A 24,806-nucleotide genomic window follows, 5' to 3' on the forward strand; every position below is an offset into this window, starting at 1 on the left:
ACTTGTGTCCTCTCAAACCAGACGGCTTACTTGGCGACAATCACGCCTTGTCCGCTAGCCGTATGGAAATCGTCAAAGAATTTGTACTCGCCAGCGCTCAGCGGCAGGATGATCACCGAAGAGGTTACGCCCGGTGCCAGCACCTTTTCCTTGCGCAGCTGGGTGCTTTCGAATTCGGCCGGCGTCTTGCCGGTATTGCTCACTTCCAGACGGAACTTGGTATTGACCGGCACTTGCAGGCGGGCGGGCTTGACCACACCGTCCTTCAATTCCAGCTTGAACGTGGGCATGTCATCGGCCAGTGCCGTCATCGACAGCAGGGCTGCCGCCAGAAACATCGCAACTTTCATGTGCAACCTCTGAATAGAAAACAGCGCCAACTTAAAGCAAGTAGCGCTGTTTCTTATGATACTCCAACAGGAATGGTTTGCGTTTAGATTCTCATTCGCGCCATGCCTGTTCGGGCAGCGGCTTAGTAGCCGCCCTTCTTGCCGATGCCGGCATAGGTAAATTCGTAGTTCACCTCAAACGGCTTGTACCACGGGCCCACGCCGGTTTCCTTGTCCACATGGCGGCCAAAGTGGGCGTGCGGGTTTTCCGACGGCGGCAGGATGGTCAGCTTCAGCTTGTACTTGCCCGGGCCTTGCAGCTTTACGTTGTCGCCGTAGTGCGGGCCATCATTGGCCACCATCGGCATCATGTCGCCCTTGATGCTGCCCTTGCCACCCACCTTGGTCAGCTCGTACTTGACCATCAGGTAAGGCATCCAGGCACCTTCTTCAAAACCGTTGGGGTTGTTCTTCACTGCATGGATGTCGGCTTCCAGATGCACGTCGGACTCTTCGGCCTTACGCATCATGCCTTCCGGTTCCATCTTGGTGGGTTGCAGGTAAACCGCACCGATTTCCATGCCGTTCTTGATAGCCGGCTTGCCAATCGGATATTCCTTGGCCGCAGCCACGGCGCTCAGGGTCAGGGCGGCGGAAGCCAGCAAAACGGTGCTGATGGTGGAGCGCATGAGTTACCCTTTATGCAAAGCAGCGGGCAGCGGAGGTCGCTACGGATGGCTGCAGGAGAATGATAATTTTTCGCATTTTATATGCGAATCATTCTCTTTCGCAATCCACCAATGGACACTCTCCGGGAAAATTATTGATAAATCCCGGAAAAACCCTACTCAGTATGCAGAATTTACAACAAGGTCGCTCCACAACGAAGCAGGCCTGAGGCCAACGGCAGCCTCAGCCGGGCAAACGCGCCAGCCGCCGGCGATACGCGGTACGACACAGACAGCCCAATACCAGAAACACCGCCATGCAACAGGCCAGGCTGAGCGTGCTGCCCCAGACCAGCGGCGCAATCACCCCGGCCACGATGCTGGACAGCATGGTCTGCAAAAAGCCCTGCAAGGACGACACCGTGCCACGCAGTGCCGGAAACTGGTCCATCAGGTTGAGCGTGATGGACGGTGCAGCCAGCGACATGCCGGTGGTGTACAGCGCCAGCGGCAACACCGCCCACGGCATGGCGGCTTGGGCCACCAGCAGGTTGTAGGCCAGGTTGGCCCCCGCAGCGACAAACATCAGCACATAACCCAGCGTGACGATTTCACGCGCGCTGCGCCGTCCGGCCATCTTGCCGGACAAAAATGCGCCGAACATGATGCCGGACACCGCCGGACCGAACATCCACAAGAACTGGTCCGGTCGCAAATGCAAATGCTGCATCAGGAATACCGGTGCCGACGGAATGTACAGAAAGAAGCCGGCAAAATTGCAGGACACCGCCGCTGCCAGCAGCTGGAAATCGCGCTTGCCCAGCACTTCCAGGTAGTTGCGCAGCAAGGAGCGCCAGGCCAACGGGGTACGCAGGTGGGCATGATGGGTTTCATCCAGCGCAAACCAGCTCATCACGAACAGCGCGAGGCCGATCAGCGCCATGAACACGAAAATGGAATGCCAGCCAAAAGCCCCGAACAGCCAGCCACCCACCACCGGTGCAATGGCCGGGGACAGGGAAAACAGCATGGTTACCTGCGACATCAGCCGCTGTGCCGCTGCGCCGTCCAGCTTGTCGCGGATGATGGCCCGCCCCACCACCAGCCCGGCGCCACCACACAAACCCTGCAAGCCACGGCACAGCAGCAGCCAGCCCAGCGACGGCGCCAGCGCACAACCCAGCGAAGCCAGACTGAACAGCAAGGTGGTGACCAGCACCACCGGACGACGGCCGACGGCGTCGGAAATCGAACCATGCCACAGCATCATCACCGCATAACACAGCAGATAAACCGTCAGCGCCTGTTGCATCTGCAAGGGCGTTGCCGACAGCGAATGGCCAATGGCCTGCATGGCCGGCAGGAAAGTATCAATCGAGAAGGGGCCGAGCGTGGACAGGGCCGCCAGCAACATGGCCAAGCCAAAATGGCTGCGCGCGGAATGCGACATGAAAATCCGATCAAGGGCGGAGGGGGCGGCACATGTTACCGCCCGGCGCCGGCAAAAGCCAAACCCTTGGCGCGGTGCGCCTGCTGAGCGAGAATGCGCCGCGCAGAAAAGCGGCAACACCGGATGTCATTGCCGCTGCACAAAGAAAAAGTTTTCTGTCTAAGATGGAAGTCACTGCCCGGCCAGGCCGGTGTGGCAGCCCTTCATCCCACCCCACCAGAACCAAAAGGGAGACCCACCATGATCCGTCTGTATCACAACCCGCGCTGCTCCAAATCGCGCGAGGCGCTGGCCCTGCTGCAAGAAGCCGGGGCCGAAGTGGAAGTCATCGAATACCTGAAACACCCGCCTACCGCAGCCGAGCTGGACCACATCCTCACCCTGCTGCAGCTGGAACCGCGTGACCTGCTACGCACCAAGGAAGAGGAATACGAAACCCTCTGTCTGGACGACATCACGCTGGAGCGGGACTCGCTGATTGAAACCATGGTGGATAACCCCATGCTGATCGAACGCCCCATTGCAGTCAGCGACACCATGGCCGTGCTTGGCCGTCCGCCGGAAAAGGTATTGGCCTTGTTACAACACTGACAGCATCAGCACCGCGCATCCTGCTGCGCACCCCTGCCCTGCGCCAGGCTCTTGCCTGGCGTTGTCATGTCTGCACAACAGTGCACGGTAGTGAAATTACTTTGATACAAATAATCACTTGAAAAATAGTAACGTGTGTTACTAAAATACCGGGATGAACAAATCATTCCATCATCTGGAACAGGCTGTGGACCGGATAGAAGCCCGCTTCCCCGGTGTGCCGCGTCAGGAAGTCATCCTTACGCGGCTGTATTACCACATCCTGCCGCGCCTGACCTGTCATCTGAATGAGGACATGAAGGAATACGGCCTGAACGAATCGCTGTGGATGTCCTTGCTGGCCATGTACTCCTGCCCGCATCAGACTTTGTTTCCGTCTGACATCAGCGACACGCTGGATTCCTCGCGCACCAACGCCACCCGCATCGTGGACGAACTGGTACGCAACGGCTGGGCCACGCGGATTCCCTGTGAGGAAGACCGCCGCAAGATAGGCCTGGAACTGACCGCTGCCGGGCTGGAGTTGGTGGAAAAACTGCTGCCGGTTTCCCGCGCCAGTCATCGCGCGCTGTGGCAGGACTTTGATCAGGAAGAAATGCAGTTGATGGAACAGCTGATGCGCAAGCTGTTGGCCAAACTGGGTGGATAACCAGGGCAGCCGCCCTGTTTTTTGCCCAAATAATAACGTGCGTGACTATCATTTCACTAAGCATCACGATGGAATCTGGAGACCCACAAGGTGAATAAACCCAATTGGCAGCAGACTGCCGGCGTGTTGATGCTGACCGCCATGCTGGGCGGTTGCGCCAGCTTCGGCGAGGAAAACAACCCGGCCACACCGCTGACGGCCAGCCAGCTGCAGCTGGACCCTGCCCGTGCGGGCAGCCAGGTGCAGGCCGGCTGGTGGCAACAACTGGCCGACCCGCAGCTGGACCAGCTCATCCGCACCGCGTTGCAACAATCTCCCAGCCTGAAAGTGGCGGATGCCCGCCTGCGTGAGGCACGCAGTGCCATCGGCATGGCCCAAAGCAAGGACGGCCTGCAAGTGGCCGCCAATGCCAGCGTCGACCGCGAACGCTACTCGCTGTACGGCCTGCTGCCCGCCCCCATCGGCGGCAACTACTATGACGTTTACACCCTGTCGCTGGGTGCCAGCTGGGAAATCGACTTCTGGGGCAAGAACCGCGCCGCGGTACAGGCCGCCATTGGCAATCAGCAGGCGGTGGCGCTGGAAGCCCAGCAAGCGCGCCTGACCCTGACCCAGGCGGTGATTGCGCAATACACCGAGCTGCAACGCATTACGGCCCAGGCCAGGCTGCTCAAGGCCCGCCAGCAACTGGCACAAAGCCAGCTGGCGCTGACCCGAGCCCGCGTCAACGCCGGCCTGTTGCCGGGCGACAGCCTGCGTCAGGCAGAAATCCGCCTCAAGCAGCTGAGTCAGCAGGACAGCGCACTGGCCGACCAGGCCGACCACGCCCGTCATGCACTGGCAGCCTTGAGCGGCCAGCCGCCGCATGCCCTGGATGGCTTGCAGCCACCGGCATTGAAACCGGCTCCTGCCATGCCCGATGCCGCCCTGACACTGGACATGCTCAGCCAGCGGCCGGACATCGTGGCCCAGCGCGCCCGCGTGGAAGCGATGAATGCGTCGGTCAAGGCAGCCAAAGCCGAGTTCTACCCCAATGTGTCGCTGTCGGCCTTCATCGGCCAGTCGGCACTGGAAACGGGTGACCTGTTCAAGGCCGGTTCCAAGGTGGTGGGCATCACGCCGGCCATTCACCTGCCTATCTTCACTGCCGGTGCCTTGCAGGCCAATCTGGCCTCCACCCGCGCCCGTTACGACATGGCGGTGGAAAACTACAACCAGACCGTACTGTTTGCCCTGCGCGATGCCGCCGACAGCCTGTCCACCTGGCAAAAAACCGCCAGCCAGCTGTCTGACGCCCACCAGGCCACCCAGCTGAGCCGCAAGGCATCCGACAGCACCGTGCTGCGCTTCAAGGCCGGGCTGGTGGACAAGCTGGCGGTGCTGCAAGCCGAAGAGGCCGACCTGAACCAGCAAGGCGGCAAGATCGACGCCACGGCCGCCAACCGCATGGCCTGGGCCAATCTGAACACTGCACTGGGCGGGGGCTTCGCCACCAGTGAAACCACCCAACAAGCCCGCTAAGGACACCCATCATGGATAAGCAGATCGAGACGGCGAAAAGCCGCAAACGCAACCTTTTTGTTGCCACCGGCCTGATTGCCGCGCTGGCCATCGGCTACGGTGTTTATTGGGGTCTGGTGCTCAGCCATCAGGAAAGCACTGACGACGCCTATGTGGCCGGTCACATGGTGCAGCTGACCCCGGAAGTGGCAGGCACCGTGGTGAAAATCAGCGCCGAAGACACCGACCGCGTCAACAGCGGCCAGACCGTGGTGGCGTTTGACAACAGCGATGCCAAGCTGGCGTTTGAACGTGCCCGTAACGAATTTGTGCAAACCGTGCGCGAAACCCGCCAGCTGATGACCAGCACCCAGCAGCTGGCCGCCCAGGTGGCACAGCGTGAAGCCGAGCTGGGCCGCGCCCAGTCCGACCTCAAGCGCCGTGAAACCCTGGCGGGTACCGATGCCATGTCGGCCGAAGAACTGGGCCACGCCCGTGATGCGGTGAAAACCGCCCAGGCTGCGCTGGACGCCGCCCGCGAGCAGGCCAAGGCCACCAATGCACTGGTGGGCAAGGATGTGCTGGCCAAGCAACCCAATGTGCAACGCGCAGCCAGCAAGCTGAAGGAAGCCTGGCTGGCGCTGCAACGTACCGAGGTCAAGGCACCGGTAACCGGCTATGTAGCCCGCCGTAATGTGCAGGTAGGCCAGCGTGTGGCCACCGGCACACCGCTGATGGTGGTGGTGCCGCTGGACAGCGTATGGGTGGATGCCAACTTCAAGGAAGTACAGCTGGCCAAAATCCGCATTGGTCAGGACGTGGAACTGACTGCCGATGTGTACGGCAGCAAGGTGAGCTATCACGGCAAGGTGCAAGGCCTGTCGGCCGGTACTGGCAGCGCCTTCTCGCTGTTGCCGGCACAGAACGCCACCGGCAACTGGATCAAGGTGGTACAGCGTGTGCCGGTACGCATCCAGCTGGACCCGAAGCAGCTGAAGGAACACCCGCTGCGCGTCGGCCTGTCGGTGGATGCCGTGGTCGATACCAGCAAGCAGGATGGTCCGACGCTGGCGCAAAGCGCACGTGACAACCCGGTGCAGGAAACCCGTGCCCTCACCCCGGACCTGAAACAGGCAGACGATCTGGTCGCCAGCCTGCTGGCCGCCAACGCCCAGTAATTCCCGGCCAAGCAGTAGCGGTGACTGTCATGCCGCTGCTGCTGCCGTCTTGAGGACTTTCCCTGATGAATCATCCACCACTGACCGGCTCGCGCCTGGTGTGGATCACGCTGGCGCTGTCGATGTCGGTGTTCATGCAAGTGCTGGACACCACCATTGCCAACGTCGCGTTGCCCACCATTTCCGGCAATCTGGGCGCGGCCACCAGCCAGGGCACCTGGGTCATTACCTCGTTCGGCGTGGCCAACGCCATTGCCGTTCCGCTAACCGGCTGGCTGGCCAAGCAGATTGGCGAAGTGAAGTTGTTCACCATTTCCACCTTGCTGTTCGTGCTCACCTCCTGGATGTGCGGCATGGCCAACAGCCTGGAAATGCTCATCCTGTTCCGCGTGCTGCAAGGCGCGGTGGCCGGACCGATGATTCCGCTGTCACAAAGCCTGCTGATGGCCTGCTATCCACCAGCCAAGAAGGGGCTGGCGCTGGCGCTATGGGCAATGACGGTGATTGTGGCCCCGGTATTCGGCCCGATTCTGGGCGGGGTGATCAGCGACAACTGGCACTGGGGCTGGATTTTCTTCATCAACGTGCCGGTGGGGCTGGCAGCCGCCTTCATCAGCTGGAAAATCCTCAAAGAGCGCGAAAGCGACATCATCAACCTGCCCATCGACAAGCTGGGCCTGGCCTTGCTGGTGGTAGGCGTGGGTGCGCTGCAGATGATGCTGGACCGCGGCAAAGAGCTGGACTGGTTCAACTCCACCGAAATCGTGGTGCTGGCCATTGTCTCGGCCGTTTCGCTGATCTATCTGGTGATCTGGGAGCTGGGTGAACAACACCCGATTGTCGACCTCACCCTGTTTGCCAAACGCAATTTCACCGTGGGCACCGTGGCCATCAGCCTGGGCTTCATGCTGTATTTCGGTGCGGTGGTGCTGCTGCCCTTGATGCTGCAAACCCAGATGGGCTATACCGCCACCTGGGCAGGCCTCGCGGCCGCGCCCATCGGCATCCTGCCGGTATTCCTGTCGCCCATCATCGGCAAGAATGCACACCGGCTGGACATGCGCTGGCTGGTCACCATCAGCTTCAGCGTCTATGCCGCCTGCTTTTTCTGGCGCAGCACTTTCAACCCGGAAATGGACTTTGCCTACGTGGTGTGGCCGCAGTTCATCCAGGGCATCGGCGTGGCCTGCTTCTTCATGCCGCTGACCACCATCACCTTGTCCGGCCTGCGCCCGAACCAGATTGCCAGCGCCTCCAGCCTGTCCAACTTCCTGCGCATTCTGGCCGGCAGTATCGGTACCTCCATCACCACCACGCTGTGGGACCGACGCGAAGCCCTGCACCACGCCCAGCTCACCCAGCATGTGACGCTGTACGATCAGGCAAGCCTACTGTGGTTCCGCCTGCTGGAGAGCACCGGCATGTCCACCAGCCAGCAACAGGCCTACACCGCCATGCAGATTACCCGTCAGGGCTCTCTGATTGGTGTGAACGAGGTGTTCTGGCTGTTCGGCATCATGTTTGTCGCGCTGATTGCGCTGGTATGGTTTGCCCGGCCACCGTTCACCTCCAGCGGTGCGGCCGACAGCGGCGCGCATTGAAAGCCGCTAACAAACCCTGCTGCTGCGGGAGTGAGTCAATAATCTGAAGCCCGCGCCAGCGGGCTTTTTCTTGTATTCGCGGCTGACCGGCTAATCCACCCGGCAGCGCAATTTCCCCTCGGCATTGTTGGTGCACAGCCGGATATTGCCGTCCTGATCCAGCACCAGCACTTCCGGCCCCAGCCACAGGTAATCCGGCTTGGGGACAGCACGGAGCTGGAAGCTGTCGGCACGAGCATTGCCGTCCTGCGCGCCGAATGCCAGCTGGTAATGCGTGGTTTCGCTGACCGGCAATGGCGGCCAATGGCCCGAACCCTGCGTGTAACGACCATGCTGGCTGCGCCATTGCGCCATGAAATGGCTGGCCCGCAACAAAGCCACCCGGGCCTCGGCCTGCCGCACCTTCACCACATGGCCGCGCATCAGCGGGACCGCCAGCCCCAACAGTAGCGATAGCAAGGCCAGTGCCATCAATAGCTCGATCAGGCTGAAACCCCGTTTGCGCCGACTCATGGCAGTAGCCGCCACGACAGTCGCCGCCACGGACGCTCCTGCCTGCCCGCTGGCTCCAGGAGGACATGGCTTTGCAGCGTGACCACGCTGCCGGCCTGTTTTCCCCAGCCACGCGCGGTGACGCGGAATAACAGCCCGCGGCCATCCGGGGCGGGGTAATGCGGGTCAAGCAACTCGATCAGATAGTGCGGATCGGCCCAATACCATGGCCCGGGTGCCACGGCCGGGCAGTAATGGCCACTGGATACCGGTTGCAATACCACGCGCCGGGCAGCGCCACAGGGATGAAGCAGTTCCACGCCGGCGGTATCGCGCTGTTGCCACGGTGCCGGATATGCCTGACCGGCCAGCGCAGCGGACAAGCACAAACCCTGCTGCCAGGGTGGAGGATTGCGCGGCTGGCGGCAAGTCAGGGTAAAGGGAGAAGTCGGCCCATTCAGTTCCACCGCCGGCATTGCGCCCAGCCGTGCCAGCTGCGGCAGACCGGGCAAGGCCGCCTCCCCCGCTTGCAAGGCAGTTTCTGCCAGACGGAAGGCCAGCTGTGCATCATCCAGATTGCTGCCTATGCGCTGTTCATCACGCAACAAGCGCCCGACGCCGAGTGTGACAACGGTCAGCAGCATCAGCCATAACAAGGCCGTCAGCAGCACCACTCCACGCTGCTTCAGCTGGTTCCGGCTCAACATGCGGCCCCCATGCGGCTGGCCAGCTGCATCTGGTATGCGGGCAAGCTGCCACCTTGCATGGTCAGTTGCACTGTCCACCACCAGTATCGCAACCCGTCGGTACAGTCAGTTACTGGCCTCGCCTACACTGTCAGGCCGGCAAGGTCATCGCTCAGGCGCTGTGGCGGGGCATGGTCCTGCTGCCACCACAGACTGCCGGGTGATTGCCATTGATAACGCAACTGACGCAGGGGCTGTAGTTCCAGCGACAGCAGGTGATGGAATTTCAGGTTTTGCCACACCGGGTGATGTGGCGACAAACGCAGCCATACTGTCTCGCCCTCGGTTTCCAGCCAGGCTTGCTCCCCCAGCACCAGCCGGTCGATATGGTGGCAACTGCTCAGCAGCAAAACCTGTTCTGGCTCCCAAGACGGTGGCGTTTGCAACAGGCGCAGCGCTGGCCTGCCTTCCCCGGTGCTAACCGGCATGACAGCCACTCCCGCATCGGCATAGCGCAGCGCCAGGCTGCCATTCTCTGGCAGTGGCATGGCAGGCTCCTGCCCGGCAGGCCACTGGGCCGGACCGGCGCAGCCAAAACTCCCGGCCATGCGGATGTCCCGCCCCAGCTGCTGCAAGACAAAGCGGGCTTCCTGCTGGGCATCCAGCTGGTTCAGCGCAAAACGCTGGCTATGCAAGCTTTCTTGCAGCACCGGCAACAGTAAGGCGCATAACAGCAGGCCCAGCGTCATGCTTAGCAGCAGCTCCAGCAAGGAAAACCCGCGCATGACGCTCACAGGGGCTAATCCACGGGCAACTGCCAGCTAAGCCCGGAGGAAAGAGCTACATGCAGCCACAATTGCGCGGGGGCAGCACAGTCCGCAGCCGCAACGGGAAGCCCGCCGGGTTCACGGCACGTCAGATCGAACAAGGGGGTTTGATCCGGCCACATGGTTTGAACCGTGTATTGCAAGGCCTCCGTGGCAACCGCCTCCAATGGCCCGCCCTTGCCTTGCCGGACGGTTTCCAGCTGTCGTGCCTCGGCCAGATTGCTGGCAGCCAGCAGCAGACGGCTGGCGGCATCGCTGCCCCGCACCTGCTGCAGGCTGTTGGCCACCATGGCGGATAGCGGCAGCAAGGCGAAGGACAGGATGAACAAGGTCAGCAACACTTCCAGCAAGCTGAATCCAGCAGGCTTTCCGCGCAATTCAGACACAGCAGCCCTCCTCACGGCACCACTGCGCCCGTCCGCCTGCTTGCAATTGCAAGCGGTGGCACTGCCCCTGGCTGGTGCGCAATTCGAAATACGGCAGCTGGCCTGCCATCAGCCTGCCGGCCGGCGAGAATGCAAAGGCATGCTGGCTGGCACGTACCTGAATGCTGCTGGCGGAGAACAGCGCATGGTGCAAGCGCTCGCCGCTGTCGTAGCGGCCATTGGCCTGTTCCGGGCTATCGGCAAACACCAGCACGCCCTCGCTCCAGTCCTGCCAGCTGGTCTTGCGCTCCGGCTGGCAGCCCTGGATGTCCAGGTTGACCTTGCTGTTGAGCGCGCACACCCATACCGGGCGATTGGCACGAATGGCCTCGCTGCGCGCCAGTAACAGGCTGGCATGCAGTAACTGGCTGCGGGCCTGCAATTGCAGACGAGCCATCACGCCCTGCATGGCCGGTAGTCCCTGGGTCAGCAGAATCATGCTGACCACCATCACCACCAGCATTTCAAACAGGGTAAAACCAGCATGCGGGCAATCACGCGGCTTGGCTTGCAACATGGAGCGACCTCCGGGCAATGGATGGAGTAATCGCCGCGACGGCGGGATGTCACCGTCCGCACCAGTGCTGCAGGGTCGGAACATCCATGGTGACCATGGATTGCTACGGCAGGCTACCGCCTGCAACGTAGGCCTGCAGCAGTACAAATAAATGCAAACTGCATTACATCTCATTCTAATTTTTTACTATCAAAAAATTCTTTTTAAATAATATAAATGCAAAAATTAGAAAACTACCGACAAGTATAAAAAATGAGATACTACTCATAAAATCGTACACATTTACCGAATAGCGCTTACCAAAAAACAACCCCGCAAATAAACTACTGCACGCTATTATCTGTGGAAATTTTATTATGTAAAACGCACGTGCAATAGAGATCGAAAAAATCATAAAAACTTGCGAGAACCAAAACAGCAAAACAGGAATTCTCACCAGATACACTTCATTATAATTTAATGAAAATTTGTATAAAAATTTCAGTAAAGATGGCAAGAAAAAGTAAATTAAAATTAATATAAATAAAAAATAAAACAAAGCCAACCACAGGCAATTTTTAAAATCAAATCTAGCGCCTTTGCTAATAAATATCGAACCAGCATGAGCAATACCAACCATAGGCAGCATTAACATAAAGATCAAACTAGTCAAAACTGCATATACGTTGGCTGAAAAAACCCCAAACGACCCAACAGCAATTATTATCAAAGAGAATGCATATTTCTGAACAGCAACACCAACTGACAGAGAGCCTCCTTTCTTGACCATTTCTACAATATCATTACAATTAATTGCCACCTTATTAAACACAAAGGAGGCTCTACAAAAAAATCCCAACAAAGAAAAAACAACAACATCTATTACAATAAAAGTTATAGACACAGAAAATAAAACACCTACATCAAACTGAAAAATAAGCGCAAAAATTAATGGCTGAACCAAATTAACTACCAAGTATATCCGAGCAGGTATGTGATATTCCCCTATACTCTCAAGATAAAAAGTCAAAAATGCCATAACACCCAAAAATGGGAATACAAGACATGCTATAATTATAGGATAGAAAAATCTAGTATCATTGAACGTAAAAAACGCCAATAGTATTGCGATAGCACTCAAGAAAAAACCAAGCAAACTAGCTAATTGCCAACCTTTATTAAATAGCAATCCAATGACTTGAGATTCTGACTCAGCAATACAATTCTGAAAATACACCATCGACACACTTGCAATCGACGAAAAAATTGCAAAAAATGAGAGAAAAACGTTGAGATCACCTATTTCTTTCCCACTCATATATCCTAAAATACAAAATATAAGCACAACACCCATCTGCCCCGAAGCACGTGACAAAAAAATGTTTAGCGATGTTTTAATAGCTACTTTCATTGGAAGACTTGATATATGTATTCACCAAATTCTTCATGGTGCAGATATTGAGTTATCTGAAATGTATCCTTAAGATTATTCTCATCATTTATACCACGCATCCCAAAATACGGATAGTGATGGAAATAATATCCAAATATGTTTATGCAGTCTTTATGATATCGTCTCGTATCGAGTATATGATGATGCCATATTTCATCAATCTCGATTGATGGCGGAATCACTCTATACTCAGAAATATATTTCTTATTAAGTATTAAAAAATTTTTATAGTAATACACAGCCTCATTCGCTTCCTCCACACTCCAACGCCTAGCTACATTCGGATCATCTTGTGTTATTTTATTTATAATCTCCGACAAATCCATCTGCTCAATATACTCGATCGCACGATCCAGACTTACAGTGAAATGCTCTGGCGGAATATCCATACTGTGAGGCAAGGTTGACATTATAATTTGTATCTGCGCTTTTGTTATCATTAAGCAATCTCCAATATTTATAAAAAGTGACCCAGCATAGCCGGGCCACCTTAATTCATCAACAATTTACAAGTTTATGCCCAGCCCCCACCACCTTGGCAGTGGCTGCTAACGGCTAGTTTACGATCTTTCTTCGGAGCTTGCTTTTCCATTTTACTCTCCTAAATTTATATTAAAGAATGCCTAATGCAGGCACGAAAACATTAACTCTAACTGTTGATCTTTCAAAACCGTACAAAATGCATATTGACGCATGAAAATTCAACCATCTGTCAAACATTCCAATAGCACGGTGCTTTTAACTTTTAATACAATCACTCACAACCCATGCAAAACAGAAATTTATTTAAATTACAATATGCCACTTTGACAGCCAGATTATTTTTATAACCGATAAAAATGGCCCTTCCGGAACTTCCCGGAAGGGCCATCGAATTAGGTTGCGCATAACGCTTGACAATGATTATTACACTACAAGCCACCTTTCAGTGCGCGGCTTCCCAGCTATTGCCCGCGCCCACTTCCGCCAGCAGCGGCACTTTGAGTTGCGCCACACCGGCCATGATTTGCGGCAGCTGCTGTTTCACCAGTTCCAGCTCGGTATCCGGCACTTCCAGCACCAGTTCATCGTGCACCTGCATGATCAGCAGGCTAGACAGCTTTTGTGCATCCAGCCAGTTTTGTACGGCGATCATCGCCAGCTTGATCAGGTCGGCGGCGGTGCCTTGCATCGGTGCATTGATGGCGGCACGTTCGGCACCGGCACGGCGGGCCGGGTTGGACAGCTTGATTTCCGGCAGATACAGGCGACGGCCGAATACGGTTTCCACATAGCCCTGTTCGCGCGCGGTTTCGCGGGTGCGCTGCATGTAGTCGGCCACACCGGGGTAGCGCATGAAGTAGCGGTCGATGTATTGCTGGGCAGCACTGCGTTCGATGTCCAGCTGGGCCGCCAGGCCAAAGGCACTCATGCCGTAGATCAGGCCGAAGTTGATGGCCTTGGCTGCGCGGCGCTGATCGCTCGTCACCTGCTCCAGTGTCACGCCGAATACCTCGGCAGCCGTGGCCTTGTGAATGTCCTCGCCACTGGCAAAGGCGGCCAGCATGCCTTCGTCGTCGGACAGATGCGCCATGATGCGCAGCTCGATCTGCGAATAGTCGGCACTGACAATGCTGTGGCCCGGCTTGGCGATGAAGGCCTCGCGCACTCGGCGACCTTCGGCGGTACGCACCGGGATGTTTTGCAGGTTTGGGTCCGAGCTGGCCAGGCGCCCGGTAATGGCTACTGCCTGCGAATAATTGGTATGCACCCGGCCGGTGTCCGGGTTGATCAGCGTGGGCAGTTTGTCGGTATAGGTGGACTTGAGCTTGGTCAGGCTGCGGTATTGCAGGATGCATTTGGGCAGCGGGTAATCCAGCGCCAGCGCTTCCAGTACCGATTCGTCGGTGGAGAAGCCACCGGACGGGGTTTTCTTGATGCCCTTGGTGGGAATGCCCAGCTTGCCGAACAGGATTTCCTGCAACTGCTTGGGCGAATTCAGATTGAAGGGCTGGCCGGCCAGTTCATAGGCCTGGCTTTCCAGTTGCAGCATTTGCGTGCCCAGCTGATGGCTTTGCGCCGCCAGCTGGTCGCGGTCGATCAGCACGCCGTTACGCTCCATGCGGAACAGCACTTCGGCCACCGGCAATTCGATGTCGCGGTAGATTTTGCCAAGTTTGTCGGTCAGTTGCGGGGCAAAGTACTGGTTCAGCCGCAGGGTGATGTCGGCATCTTCCGCCGCGTAATTGGCGGCAATCTCGATATCCACTTCGCCAAAACCGATCTGCTTGGCCCCTTTGCCGCAGATGTCTTCATAGCTGACCGTGGTTTCGCCCAGATGGCGTGCGGCCAGGTCGTCCATATTGTGGCGCTGGTGGCTTTCCAGCACATAGGAGGCCAGCATGGAGTCGTCCACCACACCGGCCAGGATAATGCCGTGGTTGGCAAACACGTGGCGGTCGTATTTCAGGTTCTGACCGCATTTGGGCTTGCTGGCGTCCTGCAGCCAGGGTTTGAGCCTGGCCAGTACTTCATCCAGCGCCAGTTGCTGCGGCGCACCGGCATAGTGATGACCCAGCGGCAGGTAGGCGGCCTCACCAGCTTGCAGGGCGAAGCTGATGCCGACAATGCGCGCCTGCATCTGGTCGAGGCTGGTGGTTTCGGTGTCCAGCGACACCAGCGCACCGCTACCCAGCTTGTCCAGCCAGCCTTGCAGCGCGGCCTCGTCCAGAATGGTGTGGTAATGGCGGGAGATGGCGCTGGCAGGCGAGGCAACCGGTGCCGGTGCGGCATCGGCCATGGCAAACATATCGTCAGTCTGGCCAACACTGGCCGCAGGCGCATCGACCGAGGCCGGGCTGCTGACCGGCGCATCTTCGCCTTCGGTCACTTCGCGGTAGAAGGTACGGAAACCGTGGTCCTTGAACAACTCGGCCAGGCGCGGACGGTCTTTCACACCGTGTTGCAGGCTGTTGAGGCCGTAGGGCATGTCCTGCTGCAAATCCACATCACACTTGATGGTGATCAGCTCATGGCCGCGCGGCAGCCAGTCCAGCGCAGCGCGCAGGTTTTCGCCCACCTTGCCGCCCACCTTGTCGGCATTGGCGATGATGTTGTCCAGCGTGCCGTATTCTTCCAGCCACTTGACCGCAGTTTTGGGGCCGCACTTGTCCACGCCGGGGACGTTGTCCACCTTGTCGCCTATCAGGGTGAGGTAGTCGATGATGCGTTCCGGCGGCACGCCGAACTTCTCTTTCACCCCGGCCTGGTCCAGGTTTTCATTGGTCATGGTGTTCACCAGCGACACCATGGGCGTCACCAGCTGGGCCATGTCCTTGTCGCCGGTGGAGATGATCACCTTGAAGCCGGCTGCCTCGCCCATCTTTGCCAGCGTACCGATGACATCGTCGGCTTCCACCCCCTCCACCATCAGCATCGGCCAGCCCGAAGCTTGCACCACCTCGTGCACCGGCTTAATCTGTGCGGCCAGCTCTTCCGGCATGGAAGGCCGGTTGGCCTTGTATTCCGGATACAGCTCATCGCGGAAAGTCTTGCCTTTAGCGTCGAAAACGCAGGCGCTATAATCGAACTGCACCTCTTTCTCCAGGCGGCGCAGCATGTTGACCATGCCGTATACCGCACCGGTGGGCCGGCCATCCGGAGAACGCAAATCGGGCATCGCATGGAAGGCGCGATACAGGTAAGAAGAGCCGTCGATCAATAACAATGTTTTCATAGAAAAGGGGGCAAATGATGAGCTTGTCCGATAAATTGCCGCAGACCAGTGATCGTTACGACAAGATGCAGCGCTTCCGCTCGCGCGAGGCGTGGCATGTGATGAAGATCATGTCGGAGTTTGTCGACTCCGCCGAAGAACTGCAAGGTATCACCCCGGCAGTCAGCATCTTCGGCAGCGCCCGTACCCCGCGTGACCACCGCTATTATAAGCTGACCGAAGAGGTTGCCCGTCTTCTTTCTGATTCCGGCTTTTCTGTCATTTCCGGCGGTGGCCCCGGCATCATGGAAGCCGCCAACAAGGGCGCGTTTTATGGCAAAAGCCCGTCGGTGGCGCTGAATATCGTACTGCCGCACGAACAGAAGCCCAACGAATACCAGGACCTGTCCGTCAAGTTCAATCACTTCTTCAGCCGCAAGGTAATGTTCGTCAAACACGCCATTGCCTATGTGGTGATGCCGGGCGGCTTTGGCACGCTGGACGAGATGTTCGAGGCGCTGACGCTGATCCAGACCGGCAAGAGCCGCAAGATCCCCATCATCCTGTGCTGCAGCGATTTCTGGATCGGTCTGATCGACTGGGTGAAAAATCATCTGGTAAAAGAAGGTATGATCAACCCGGAGGACGTGGACCTGATCCAGCTGATCGACGAACCCGGCCAGATTGTGGAAACCATCTTCAAGCACTACGAAACCCGCGGCTTCGAGGCCTTGCCGGAAGAACGCGAAAAACTGCTCAACCTATAACACCTTCACCAAGGACCCATCCACATGCGCCGCTCTCTCGCCCTGCTGGCCTTGCTGCCCCTGTCCGCAGCCTGGGCCGAAACACCGCCGGCACCCGCCACGGTACCGCCCCCGCCCACCATCTCGCAGGATGCTGCCGGGGTGGCAGAGCCGGAAGTGCGCATCATCCAGCGTGGTGATGAAAAGATCGAGGAATACCGCCTCAACGGCCAGCTCTACATGGTGAAGGTGACGCCGTCCATCGGCTTCCCCTATTACCTGATGGATGAAGAGGGCAACGGCAACATGAAGCAGGTGGACCCGAATCGCCGCATCAATATCCCGCAATGGGTTCTCAAGCGCTTCTGAGGAACAGGAATGTCGGTTTACACCACCGTCAGCGATGACATGATGCAAGGCTGGCTGAGCCGCTATGCGCTCGGCCAGCTGGTCGAACTCAAAGGCATTGCCGCTGGCGTCACCAATACCAATTACTTTGTCACCACCACCCATGGCCGTTACGTTCTCACCATCTTTGAAACCCTGAAGCTGGAAGAACTGCCCTACTACCTGACCCTGATGAGCCACCTGGCCCGTCACGGCGTGGCCTGTCCGGCCCCGGTGGCAGACAATACCGACCAGTTTGCCTCGCTGCTGGCCGGCAAGCCGGCCTGTCTGGTGAGCTGCCTGTCCGGTGCCGACATCAGCCAGCCCAATGCAGCACAGTGTCACGCCGTGGGCGAGATGCTGGCGCAAATGCATGTGGCCAGTGCCACCTTCCCGCGCAAGATGCGCAACCCGCGCGGCCCGCGCTGGTGGAGCGACACCGCTGCGTCCATGTATCCCTACATGGACGCAGCCGATGCGGCCAGCCTGCGCGAAGAAGTGCAATTCCAGGACAGCCACCGCTTTGATCACCTGCCCAGCGGCGTGATTCACGCCGATCTGTTCAAGGACAATGTGCTGATGGACGGCGACAAGATCGCCGGTTTCATCGACTTCTACTACGCCTGCAACGACATCCTGCTGTACGACGTGGCAATTGCACTGAATGACTGGACCCGTCTGGAAGACGGCAGCATAGATGCACAACTGGCAGCCGCCTTCCTGGCAGGCTACCAGTCGGTCCGCACCCTGACGGCGGAAGAAAAACAGGCCTGGCCGGTGATGCTGCGTGCCGCAGCACTGCGTTTCTGGACTTCGCGCCTGCTGGACCTGTACCAGCCGATGGATGGCGAACTGACCTACACCAAGGACCCCAAGGTGTTCCAGCGTCTGGTGGAAGCCCATCGCCAGCGCAGCGATTTCTGGCTGTAAGCCGGCACTGCCACACCCATCACAGGCTGCCTTGTGCAGCCTGTTTTTGATTCAGCCCTGATTGAATACCGTCATGCCGCGCGTCTGCCCCTTGTCCTTGTGGGTGATGCGGTACAAGGTGCGATGCAAGGTGGGCAGCGGTGCCAGCACCGCGACAATCTGCCCGCTGTCCAGCAACTCCTGCACCACGTGCAAGGACAGGCAGCTCACCCCCAGCCCGGCGGCCACCGCCCGTTTGATGGCTTCCGAGTGCCCCATGTCCATTACCTCGCCAAAGCTGCCCACATGCGGCAACAGCAAGCGCTCCACTTCTTCGCGGGTACCGGAGCCGCGTTCGCGCAATACCCACTGTGTTTCTGCCAGTTGCGCCAGGCTGACCGCACCCTGCGCCAGCGGGTGATTGGTGGCGGCAAACACCAGCAGGGTGTCGTCCTGCCAGGGTTCCACCACGATATCCGGGTGATGACACGGCCCTTCGATAAAGCCCATATCCACCTTGAACCCGGCCACAGCATCGACAATATCCGCAGTATTGGCCACCATCAGCTCGACCCGGGCTTCAGGATGCTGCTGGCGGAAACGGGCGATCTGCTGCGGCAGCAGATAATTCCCAATGGTGGTACTGGCCCCCAGCCGCAGATGCATGGCAGCATGGTCATCAAACAGGTGCTGCATGTCCTGCGCTGCATCCAGCATGGTACGGGCGCGTGGCAGCAGCAGCCGGCCATGCTCGTTCAGCAGCAGCCTGCGACCGATGCGGTCGAACAGGGCCACGCCCAGGCCCGCCTCCAGCGCCGCCAGCGCCTGACTGGCGGCGGATTGCGTCAGCGCAATTGCCGCCGCCGCCGCCGTGACCGTACCTGCTTCGGCAATGGCGACAAACACTTCCAGTTCACGCAGGCTCAAACGTAATGCCATGGCAGCTTTCCTTGCCGGGCCAGCAGGCACAAGGTGCCGTTGGCCGTTATATATTAATAATTCTAATTATTTTCAGAAATTTTATCCGTTTTTCAACTTCATTGCTGGCGCGTATGGTGAGGACATCAGGGCAAGTGCCCCTCACCGGAACACCATCATGACTTCCCTTGCACAAAAACTACCCGGCCTGTCGCTGGTGCTGCTGCTGGCCTTGCTGGCCCAGTTTGCCGCGGGCTTGCCGCTGTTCAGTCAACTGGGACTGTCCGCCCTCACCATCGCCATTGTCGGCGGCATGCTGCTGGGCAATACGCTGTATCCGCGCCTGGCCACACATGGCCACCATGGCGTCACCTTTGCCAAGGGGCAGATCCTGCGGCTGGGCATCATCCTGTTCGGCTTCAAGCTGACGTTTCAGGACATTGCCGCCGTCGGCATCAGTGGCATCCTGATTGATGCCTGTGTGTTGAGTTCCACCTTTGCGCTGGCTTACTGGCTGGGGCGGCGCAAGCTGGGGCTGGATGAGCAAAGCGTCATCCTGATTGGCGCGGGCAGTTCGATTTGCGGTGCTGCCGCCATTCTGGCCACCGAGCCGGTGGTGAAAGCCCATGCCGAAAAAGTGGCAGTGGCAGTGGCTACCGTGGTGGTGTTCGGTACGCTAGCCATGTTTCTCTACCCGCTGCTGTTTTCGCTGACCCAGGCTTTGGGTGTGTCCGAATTTGCCTACGGTGTGTTTACCGGCTCCACCGTGCACGAGGTAGCCCAGGCGGTAGCGGCCGGGCGGGCTGTGAGCGAGCAGGCAGCCAATAGTGCCGTGATTACCAAGATGATCCGGGTGATGATGCTGGCTCCCTTCCTGTTGTTGCTGTCGGCCTGGCTGGGCCGCCGTCATCAGTCCGGCAGCACCGAGGCACGGCGCATCACCATTCCGTGGTTTGCGCTGGGTTTTCTCGCCATGGCCGGTTTCAACTCGCTGCACTGGCTGCCACAAGCCTGGGTAGCGCGGTTGATTGCGCTGGATAATCTGCTGCTGGCCATGGCCATGGGCGCGCTGGGTCTCACCACCCACTTTTCCGCCATCCGCCGCGCCGGAACCAAACCCATGCTGCTGGCCAGCGCGCTGTTTGGCTGGCTACTGTTTGGTGGCACGCTGATCAACAGTGGCATCAGCTATCTGCTACACCAGCTGTGAAACACGGCATGCAATAAAAAACCGCCCGGAACCGGGCGGTTTTTCTATGGCTGACGGGTAATCAGCACGGGCACTTTTTCATCGACTTGCCGCCGTAACGCTCGGACTGGCAGTGGGCGAAAAAGTCCTCGCGGCTCATCACCGGCGCGTTGGGGCTGAATCGGCGGCGACTGGCAACGTATTTATCGTAGTCCTTCACCCCCACCATCAGCCGCGCCGCTTCGGTCAGCTGACGCAACCACTCAGACATTGGCTTCTCCCTGACGGTAAGCCGCCGGCACTTCCTTGGTGGTGACCCACTTCACGGCCAGCGCCTTGCGGATGACATTGACGGAGAACACCAGCATGGCCACCACCACGGCAATGAACATGGCGGTCAGCGTGGCATCCACATAATCATTGAAGATGATCTGGTGCATCTGTGCCAGGTTTTTCGCCGGAGCCAGCGACTCCCCCTTGGCCGCAGCCGCGGAGAACTTGTCGGCATGGGCGAGGAAGCTGATCTTGGGGCTGCTGTGGAACAGCTTCTGCCAGCCGGCAACCAGGGTGACAATCAGCAGCCACAGGGTAGGCACGGCAGTCACCCACACATAGCGCAGCTTCTGCATCTTGATCAGCACCACGGTGGCCAGGATCAGCGCAATGCCGGCCAGCATCTGGTTGGCAATGCCGAACAGCGGCCACAAGGTGTTGATGCCGCCCAGCGGATCCACCACGCCCTGATACAGGAAGTAGCCCCAGCCGGCCACGGCCAGGCCGGTGGCCACCAGGTTGGCACCCCAGGATTCGGTATTGGCCATCGGCTTGATGAAGATGCCCAGCAAATCCTGGATCATGAAGCGCAGCACGCGGGTACCGGCGTCGATGGTGGTGAGGATGAACAGCGCTTCAAACAGGATGGCAAAGTGATACCAGAAGGCCATCATGGTCTTGCCGCCGATCACGCCGGACAGGATGTGCGCCATGCCCACCGCCAGGGTGGGAGCGCCACCGGCACGGGACAGGATGGTGGCTTCGCCCACGTCCTTGGCCATTTGCGTCAGCACATCCGGGGTGATGACAAAGCCCCAGCCGGAAATCACCTGCGCCGCATCCACCGCCGTCTTGCCGATAACGGCGGCCGGGCTGTTCATGGCGAAGTACACGCCCGGGTCCAGCACGCAGGCGGCAATCAGCGCCATGATGGCGACAAAGCTTTCCATCAGCATGGCACCGTAGCCGATGGCGCGGGCGTGGGTTTCGTTCTCGATCAGCTTGGGCGTAGTGCCGGAAGCCACCAGCGCATGGAAGCCGGAAACCGCACCGCAAGCGATGGTGATGAACAGGAAGGGGAACAGGTTGCCGGCGAATACCGGGCCAGTGCCGTCAATGAACTTGGTGAGCGCCGGCATGTGCAGGTTGGGTGCCACCACCAGGATGCCGATGGCCAGGCCAACAATGGTGCCGATCTTGAGGAAGGTGGACAGGTAGTCACGCGGTGCCAGCAGCAGCCATACCGGAAGTACCGAGGCAATGAAGCCGTAGCCGATCAGGATCCACGCCAGCGTGGTGCCCTGGAAGGTGAACAGCGGTGCCAGCGTCGGGCTGTGTGCCACATCGCCACCGTAGACAATGGCCAGCATCAGCAGGATGAAGCCGATGACTGAAATCTCACCGATCTTGCCCGGACGGATGAAGCGGGTATACACCCCCATGAACAGGGCAATCGGAATGGTGCAGGCAATGGTGAAGGTGCCCCACGGGCTGCCGGCCAGGGCCTTGACCACCACCAGCGCCAGTACCGCCAGCAGGATGATCATGATCATCAGGATGCCGATGGAGGCAATCACGCCGGGAATGGGGCCCAGCTCCAGGCGGATGATTTCACCCAGCGACTTGCCGTCACGGCGCATGGACAGGAACAGCACCAGGAAGTCCTGTACCGCACCGGCCAGCATCACGCCAACCAGAATCCACAAAGTCCCCGGCAGATAACCCATCTGCGCGGCCAGCACCGGGCCCACCAGCGGACCGGCACCGGCAATGGCAGCAAAGTGGTGGCCGAACACCACCCATTTGTTGGTCGGCACGTAGTCCAGGCCGTCATTATGCTTCTCGGCCGGGGTCAGACGGCGCGGGTCCAGCTCCAGCACCTTGTCGGCAATGAAACGGCTGTAGAAACGATAAGCGATGGAGTACACCGACACGGCAGCCACCACCAGCCAGATGGCATTGACCGGCTCTCCCCGGTTCAATGCCACCACGGCAAAGGCGATGGCGCCCGCCAGGGCGACGGCAATCCAGATTGCCCATTCCTTTAAGCGTTGCATGTGATTTTCTCTGTCCTTGAATTAATCTTGGGCATGCCCGCAGGCCTGCCTGAATGCGCAGAAAACGCGTGTTTCATTCTGTTCGCATGGAATCGGAATTACAAGCCATCTGCCAGTGCGGGGATACATAGTGATACTATTTGTGGATTGTTTATTGCAGATCGCGCATGGCACCGCACATTCTCATCATTGAAGATGACATCCACCTGTCACAACTGATCGCCGCCTACCTGACCAAGCATGGTTATCAGGTGAGCCAGCACGGTCGTGGCGATACCGCCGCCGATGTCATCCTGGACACCCGCCCCGACCTGGTCATTCTGGACGTCATGCTGCCCGGCAAGGAAGGCTTTGATGTCTGCCGCGAAGTGCGGCTGCGCTATCACGGCCGGATTCTCATCATGACCGCGCGCGATGAAGACGTGGACGAAATCCTGGGGCTGGAACTGGGCGCCGACGACTACCTGGCCAAGCCGGTAGAGCCGCGCCGCCTGCTGGCACGGGTACGCGCGCTGCTGCGCCGTGGTGTGGCAGAAGAAGACAACGTGGAAACCGGCGACAACGACGAACTGGTTTTCGGCCAGTTCAACATCAGCCAGGGCACCCGTGCCGCCTATCTGAGCGGCGAGGAAATGGAGCTGACCACGGCGGAATTCGACCTGCTGTGGCTGCTGGCCAGCCATGCCGGACAGGTATTGTCGCGCGACGACATCATGAATGAATTGCGCGGCATCGGTTTTGACGGGCTGGACCGCTCCATTGACGCCCGCATATCCCGGCTACGCAAAAAACTGGGCGACAGCCCGGATTCGCCCACCCGCATCAAGACCGTACGCGGCAAGGGCTATCTGTTCTCGCGCAGCGACTGGGAATGATCCACCTCCCCCGCCTGCGGCCCGACCGCAAGAACCGCAGCGCCAAACCGTCGCTGGCCACCCTGTTTGCCCGCTATTTCATCATTGCCATGGCGGCAGAGCTGGCCATCATCATCGGTTTTGCCTTCATGCTGGGCAAGCTGTACCAGAATAGCGACAGTGAAAACGCCCGGCGCATGCTGGACGGCCCGGCATCGCTGCTGGTGCAGGAACTGCAACGCGTGCCGGTGGCGGCGCGCGAACATGCGCTGCCGCAACTCACCCGCCACTTCAGTTATCCGGTCAAGCTGATCAGCAGCCTGCCTGCCGACCTGGACCCGGAAAGCAAACAGAACTTTGCCACCGGCAAAACCTATCTGGATTTCGACAACAACCTGCTCTACATCCCGCTGCCGGACGACAAGCGCATGTTGCTGCTAGGCCCGCTGGATGCCACCCCCAACAGCAACGACAGTGGCTGGATTACCGAGGACATCGAGGTATTGCTGCTGTGGATCGTGTTCACCGGCAGCACGCTGGGCCTGTTGATGTACTTCTATCTGCGGCCGATGTGGCGCGACCTGGTATCGGTACGCGATGCCGCCGAGCTGTTTGCCAATGGCGACTTTCACGTGCGCACCCCGCAAGCCCATAGTCGCCTGTTTGCCCCGCTGTCCACCGCCCTCAACAGCATGGCCGCCCGGCTGGAACGGCTACTGGAAATGCATCAGGCCATGAGCCACGCCGTGGCGCATGAAATCCGCACCCCCATTGCCCGCTTGCGCTTTGGCCTGACCATGCTGGAAGAAGAGGACGACGAAGACGAGCGTCGCCGCTACAGCGACGGCATGGAACGCGACATGCAGGAACTGGAAGAGCTGATTACCGCCAGCATGGAATACGCCAAGCTCAACCGGGGCGAAGCCATACTGCAACGCGAGCAGGTGGATCTGTACGAATGGTTTGACGACCTGATTGACCTGGTCCAGCCGCTCAAGCCGGCGGGCATCCGCCTCACCATGGACTGCGCACGCGGCGAGGCGGCCTTTGACCGCAAGCTGATTTACGTCGCCAGCCGCAACCTGCTGCTGAACGCCTTCAAATATGCCCAGCACCAGGTGCACCTGATCGTGGAACGTCAGGGCACCATGCTGGAAATCCAGGTGGATGATGACGGTCATGGCATTCCAGAAGCCGACCGGGAACGCATTTTCGAACCCTTCCGCCGCCTGGACCGCAGCCGCGACCGCGCCACCGGCGGTTATGGCCTGGGCCTGTCCTATGTCCGTCTGATTGCCGAACACCATGGCGGTAGCGCCTTTGCCGGCACCAGCCCCCTGGGCGGTGCCCGTCTCACCCTGCGCATTGCCCTGAGCTAGGCCACACAGGTCACAGCTTGTCACAAAGCCGTGACACGAAGGCGACAGACCCGCG

25 protein-coding genes are annotated in these 24,806 nt (G+C 58.8%); 11 read left to right on the plus strand and 14 right to left on the minus strand.

Annotated features, from left to right (window positions below):
- Positions 1-26: 26 nt before the first annotated feature.
- The 3 genes from JHD62_RS03720 to JHD62_RS03730 all read right to left on the minus strand — a co-directional run bounded on the left by JHD62_RS03720 (position 27) and on the right by JHD62_RS03730 (position 2,447).
- Entirely contained in the window at positions 27-350 is a 324-nt protein-coding gene (locus tag JHD62_RS03720) for a cupredoxin domain-containing protein (protein ID WP_045847748.1), read from the minus strand.
- Between the two features lie 122 nt (positions 351-472).
- Positions 473-1,018, minus strand: coding sequence for an iron transporter (locus JHD62_RS03725; RefSeq protein ID WP_045847747.1), 546 nt, complete (start codon positions 1,016-1,018; stop codon positions 473-475).
- Between the two features lie 223 nt (positions 1,019-1,241).
- Positions 1,242-2,447, minus strand: a complete 1,206-nt coding sequence (locus JHD62_RS03730; RefSeq protein ID WP_199101817.1) for a multidrug effflux MFS transporter — start codon at positions 2,445-2,447, stop codon at positions 1,242-1,244.
- 240 nt (positions 2,448-2,687) lie between these two features.
- On the opposite strand from JHD62_RS03730, the gene arsC reads away from it, so the two are divergent.
- The 5 genes from arsC (at position 2,688) to JHD62_RS03755 (ending at position 7,966) form a co-directional block, all read left to right on the plus strand.
- Entirely contained in the window at positions 2,688-3,038 is a 351-nt protein-coding gene (gene arsC, locus JHD62_RS03735) for an arsenate reductase (glutaredoxin) (RefSeq protein WP_045847745.1), read from the plus strand.
- 154 nt (positions 3,039-3,192) lie between these two features.
- On the plus strand, positions 3,193-3,687 hold the full coding sequence (locus tag JHD62_RS03740) for a MarR family transcriptional regulator (protein WP_045847744.1): 495 nt from the start codon (positions 3,193-3,195) through the stop codon (positions 3,685-3,687).
- Between the two features lie 90 nt (positions 3,688-3,777).
- Positions 3,778-5,208 (plus strand): efflux transporter outer membrane subunit, encoded by a 1,431-nt coding sequence (locus tag JHD62_RS03745; protein WP_370541023.1) that lies wholly within the window; start codon positions 3,778-3,780, stop codon positions 5,206-5,208.
- 11 nt (positions 5,209-5,219) lie between these two features.
- On the plus strand, positions 5,220-6,365 hold the full coding sequence (locus JHD62_RS03750; protein ID WP_199101818.1) for an HlyD family efflux transporter periplasmic adaptor subunit: 1,146 nt from the start codon (positions 5,220-5,222) through the stop codon (positions 6,363-6,365).
- 65 nt (positions 6,366-6,430) lie between these two features.
- Positions 6,431-7,966, plus strand: a complete 1,536-nt coding sequence (locus tag JHD62_RS03755) for a DHA2 family efflux MFS transporter permease subunit (protein ID WP_199101819.1) — start codon at positions 6,431-6,433, stop codon at positions 7,964-7,966.
- Between the two features lie 90 nt (positions 7,967-8,056).
- On the opposite strand, the gene JHD62_RS03760 is transcribed toward JHD62_RS03755, so the two are convergent.
- From JHD62_RS03760 to polA, 8 genes are all read right to left on the minus strand, one after another.
- Entirely contained in the window at positions 8,057-8,509 is a 453-nt protein-coding gene (locus JHD62_RS03760; RefSeq protein ID WP_199101820.1) for a type IV pilin protein, read from the minus strand.
- A complete protein-coding gene (locus JHD62_RS03765; protein WP_199101821.1) occupies positions 8,476-9,165 on the minus strand; it encodes a PilX N-terminal domain-containing pilus assembly protein in 690 nt (229 codons plus the stop codon). Before JHD62_RS03765 ends, JHD62_RS03760 begins: the two co-directional genes overlap by 34 nt.
- 122 nt (positions 9,166-9,287) lie before the next feature.
- On the minus strand, positions 9,288-9,938 hold the full coding sequence (locus JHD62_RS03770) for a PilW family protein (RefSeq protein ID WP_199101822.1): 651 nt from the start codon (positions 9,936-9,938) through the stop codon (positions 9,288-9,290).
- A 5-nt stretch (positions 9,939-9,943) separates the two neighbouring features.
- Entirely contained in the window at positions 9,944-10,357 is a 414-nt protein-coding gene (locus JHD62_RS03775) for a prepilin-type N-terminal cleavage/methylation domain-containing protein (protein WP_199101823.1), read from the minus strand.
- On the minus strand, positions 10,350-10,913 hold the full coding sequence (locus JHD62_RS03780; protein WP_199101856.1) for a GspH/FimT family pseudopilin: 564 nt from the start codon (positions 10,911-10,913) through the stop codon (positions 10,350-10,352). Before JHD62_RS03780 ends, JHD62_RS03775 begins: the two co-directional genes overlap by 8 nt.
- A gap of 175 nt (positions 10,914-11,088) precedes the next feature.
- Positions 11,089-12,303, minus strand: a complete 1,215-nt coding sequence (locus tag JHD62_RS03785) for a hypothetical protein (RefSeq protein WP_199101824.1) — start codon at positions 12,301-12,303, stop codon at positions 11,089-11,091.
- The gene (locus JHD62_RS03790) at positions 12,300-12,785 is read right to left on the minus strand and encodes a glycine-rich domain-containing protein-like (RefSeq protein WP_199101825.1); all 486 of its coding nucleotides are present in this window, start codon (positions 12,783-12,785) and stop codon (positions 12,300-12,302) included. The genes JHD62_RS03785 and JHD62_RS03790 overlap by 4 nt, the downstream gene beginning before the upstream one ends.
- A 485-nt stretch (positions 12,786-13,270) precedes the next feature.
- Positions 13,271-16,060 carry a DNA polymerase I gene (gene polA, locus JHD62_RS03795; protein WP_199101826.1) on the minus strand — a complete coding sequence of 930 codons (2,790 nt, stop codon included), beginning with the start codon at positions 16,058-16,060 and terminating at the stop codon, positions 13,271-13,273.
- A gap of 17 nt (positions 16,061-16,077) precedes the next feature.
- Here polA and JHD62_RS03800 point away from each other — a divergent pair, with 17 nt between their 5' ends.
- Genes JHD62_RS03800 through thrB form a run of 3 tightly spaced genes read left to right on the plus strand, consistent with a single transcriptional unit; the run spans position 16,078 to position 18,102 of the window.
- Entirely contained in the window at positions 16,078-16,806 is a 729-nt protein-coding gene (locus JHD62_RS03800; protein ID WP_045847807.1) for a TIGR00730 family Rossman fold protein, read from the plus strand.
- A gap of 24 nt (positions 16,807-16,830) precedes the next feature.
- On the plus strand, positions 16,831-17,154 hold the full coding sequence (locus tag JHD62_RS03805; RefSeq protein WP_045847732.1) for a DUF2782 domain-containing protein: 324 nt from the start codon (positions 16,831-16,833) through the stop codon (positions 17,152-17,154).
- A 9-nt stretch (positions 17,155-17,163) separates the two neighbouring features.
- Positions 17,164-18,102, plus strand: a complete 939-nt coding sequence (thrB, locus tag JHD62_RS03810; RefSeq protein ID WP_199101827.1) for a homoserine kinase — start codon at positions 17,164-17,166, stop codon at positions 18,100-18,102.
- A gap of 51 nt (positions 18,103-18,153) precedes the next feature.
- On the opposite strand, the gene JHD62_RS03815 is transcribed toward thrB, so the two are convergent.
- The gene (locus tag JHD62_RS03815; protein ID WP_199101828.1) at positions 18,154-19,020 is read right to left on the minus strand and encodes a LysR family transcriptional regulator; all 867 of its coding nucleotides are present in this window, start codon (positions 19,018-19,020) and stop codon (positions 18,154-18,156) included.
- A 157-nt stretch (positions 19,021-19,177) separates the two neighbouring features.
- On the opposite strand from JHD62_RS03815, the gene JHD62_RS03820 reads away from it, so the two are divergent.
- Positions 19,178-20,209, plus strand: a complete 1,032-nt coding sequence (locus JHD62_RS03820) for a YeiH family protein (protein WP_199101829.1) — start codon at positions 19,178-19,180, stop codon at positions 20,207-20,209.
- Between the two features lie 61 nt (positions 20,210-20,270).
- On the opposite strand, the gene JHD62_RS03825 is transcribed toward JHD62_RS03820, so the two are convergent.
- On the minus strand, positions 20,271-20,459 hold the full coding sequence (locus JHD62_RS03825; RefSeq protein WP_045847728.1) for a YbdD/YjiX family protein: 189 nt from the start codon (positions 20,457-20,459) through the stop codon (positions 20,271-20,273).
- A complete protein-coding gene (locus JHD62_RS03830) occupies positions 20,452-22,518 on the minus strand; it encodes a carbon starvation CstA family protein (RefSeq protein ID WP_045847727.1) in 2,067 nt (688 codons plus the stop codon). The genes JHD62_RS03825 and JHD62_RS03830 overlap by 8 nt, the downstream gene beginning before the upstream one ends.
- 167 nt (positions 22,519-22,685) lie before the next feature.
- Here JHD62_RS03830 and JHD62_RS03835 point away from each other — a divergent pair, with 167 nt between their 5' ends.
- Together JHD62_RS03835 and JHD62_RS03840 are read left to right on the plus strand one after the other, a co-directional pair.
- On the plus strand, positions 22,686-23,393 hold the full coding sequence (locus JHD62_RS03835) for a winged helix-turn-helix domain-containing protein (RefSeq protein WP_199101830.1): 708 nt from the start codon (positions 22,686-22,688) through the stop codon (positions 23,391-23,393).
- Positions 23,390-24,751 carry an ATP-binding protein gene (locus JHD62_RS03840; RefSeq protein WP_199101831.1) on the plus strand — a complete coding sequence of 454 codons (1,362 nt, stop codon included), beginning with the start codon at positions 23,390-23,392 and terminating at the stop codon, positions 24,749-24,751. The genes JHD62_RS03835 and JHD62_RS03840 overlap by 4 nt, the downstream gene beginning before the upstream one ends.
- The last annotated feature ends 55 nt before the right edge of the window (positions 24,752-24,806 follow it).

Source organism: Aquitalea sp. ASV11, assembly GCF_016429185.1.
Classification (GTDB): domain Bacteria; phylum Pseudomonadota; class Gammaproteobacteria; order Burkholderiales; family Chromobacteriaceae; genus Aquitalea; species Aquitalea pelogenes.

Bases quoted from the DNA above. Each gene is read 5' to 3' on its own strand.
- JHD62_RS03720 (WP_045847748.1), bottom strand. From the start codon at position 350: ATGAAAGTTGCGATGTTTCTGGCGGCAGCCCTGCTGTCGATGACGGCA.
- JHD62_RS03725 (WP_045847747.1), bottom strand. From the start codon at position 1,018: ATGCGCTCCACCATCAGCACCGTTTTGCTGGCTTCCGCCGCCCTGACC.
- JHD62_RS03730 (WP_199101817.1), bottom strand. From the start codon at position 2,447: ATGTCGCATTCCGCGCGCAGCCATTTTGGCTTGGCCATGTTGCTGGCG.
- arsC (WP_045847745.1), top strand. From the start codon at position 2,688: ATGATCCGTCTGTATCACAACCCGCGCTGCTCCAAATCGCGCGAGGCG.
- JHD62_RS03740 (WP_045847744.1), top strand. From the start codon at position 3,193: ATGAACAAATCATTCCATCATCTGGAACAGGCTGTGGACCGGATAGAA.
- JHD62_RS03750 (WP_199101818.1), top strand. From the start codon at position 5,220: ATGGATAAGCAGATCGAGACGGCGAAAAGCCGCAAACGCAACCTTTTT.
- JHD62_RS03755 (WP_199101819.1), top strand. From the start codon at position 6,431: ATGAATCATCCACCACTGACCGGCTCGCGCCTGGTGTGGATCACGCTG.
- JHD62_RS03765 (WP_199101821.1), bottom strand. From the start codon at position 9,165: ATGTTGAGCCGGAACCAGCTGAAGCAGCGTGGAGTGGTGCTGCTGACG.
- JHD62_RS03780 (WP_199101856.1), bottom strand. From the start codon at position 10,913: ATGTTGCAAGCCAAGCCGCGTGATTGCCCGCATGCTGGTTTTACCCTG.
- JHD62_RS03785 (WP_199101824.1), bottom strand. From the start codon at position 12,303: ATGAAAGTAGCTATTAAAACATCGCTAAACATTTTTTTGTCACGTGCT.
- JHD62_RS03790 (WP_199101825.1), bottom strand. From the start codon at position 12,785: ATGATAACAAAAGCGCAGATACAAATTATAATGTCAACCTTGCCTCAC.
- polA (WP_199101826.1), bottom strand. From the start codon at position 16,060: ATGAAAACATTGTTATTGATCGACGGCTCTTCTTACCTGTATCGCGCC.
- JHD62_RS03800 (WP_045847807.1), top strand. From the start codon at position 16,078: ATGAGCTTGTCCGATAAATTGCCGCAGACCAGTGATCGTTACGACAAG.
- JHD62_RS03805 (WP_045847732.1), top strand. From the start codon at position 16,831: ATGCGCCGCTCTCTCGCCCTGCTGGCCTTGCTGCCCCTGTCCGCAGCC.
- thrB (WP_199101827.1), top strand. From the start codon at position 17,164: ATGTCGGTTTACACCACCGTCAGCGATGACATGATGCAAGGCTGGCTG.
- JHD62_RS03815 (WP_199101828.1), bottom strand. From the start codon at position 19,020: ATGGCATTACGTTTGAGCCTGCGTGAACTGGAAGTGTTTGTCGCCATT.
- JHD62_RS03820 (WP_199101829.1), top strand. From the start codon at position 19,178: ATGACTTCCCTTGCACAAAAACTACCCGGCCTGTCGCTGGTGCTGCTG.
- JHD62_RS03825 (WP_045847728.1), bottom strand. From the start codon at position 20,459: ATGTCTGAGTGGTTGCGTCAGCTGACCGAAGCGGCGCGGCTGATGGTG.
- JHD62_RS03830 (WP_045847727.1), bottom strand. From the start codon at position 22,518: ATGCAACGCTTAAAGGAATGGGCAATCTGGATTGCCGTCGCCCTGGCG.
- JHD62_RS03835 (WP_199101830.1), top strand. From the start codon at position 22,686: ATGGCACCGCACATTCTCATCATTGAAGATGACATCCACCTGTCACAA.
- JHD62_RS03840 (WP_199101831.1), top strand. From the start codon at position 23,390: ATGATCCACCTCCCCCGCCTGCGGCCCGACCGCAAGAACCGCAGCGCC.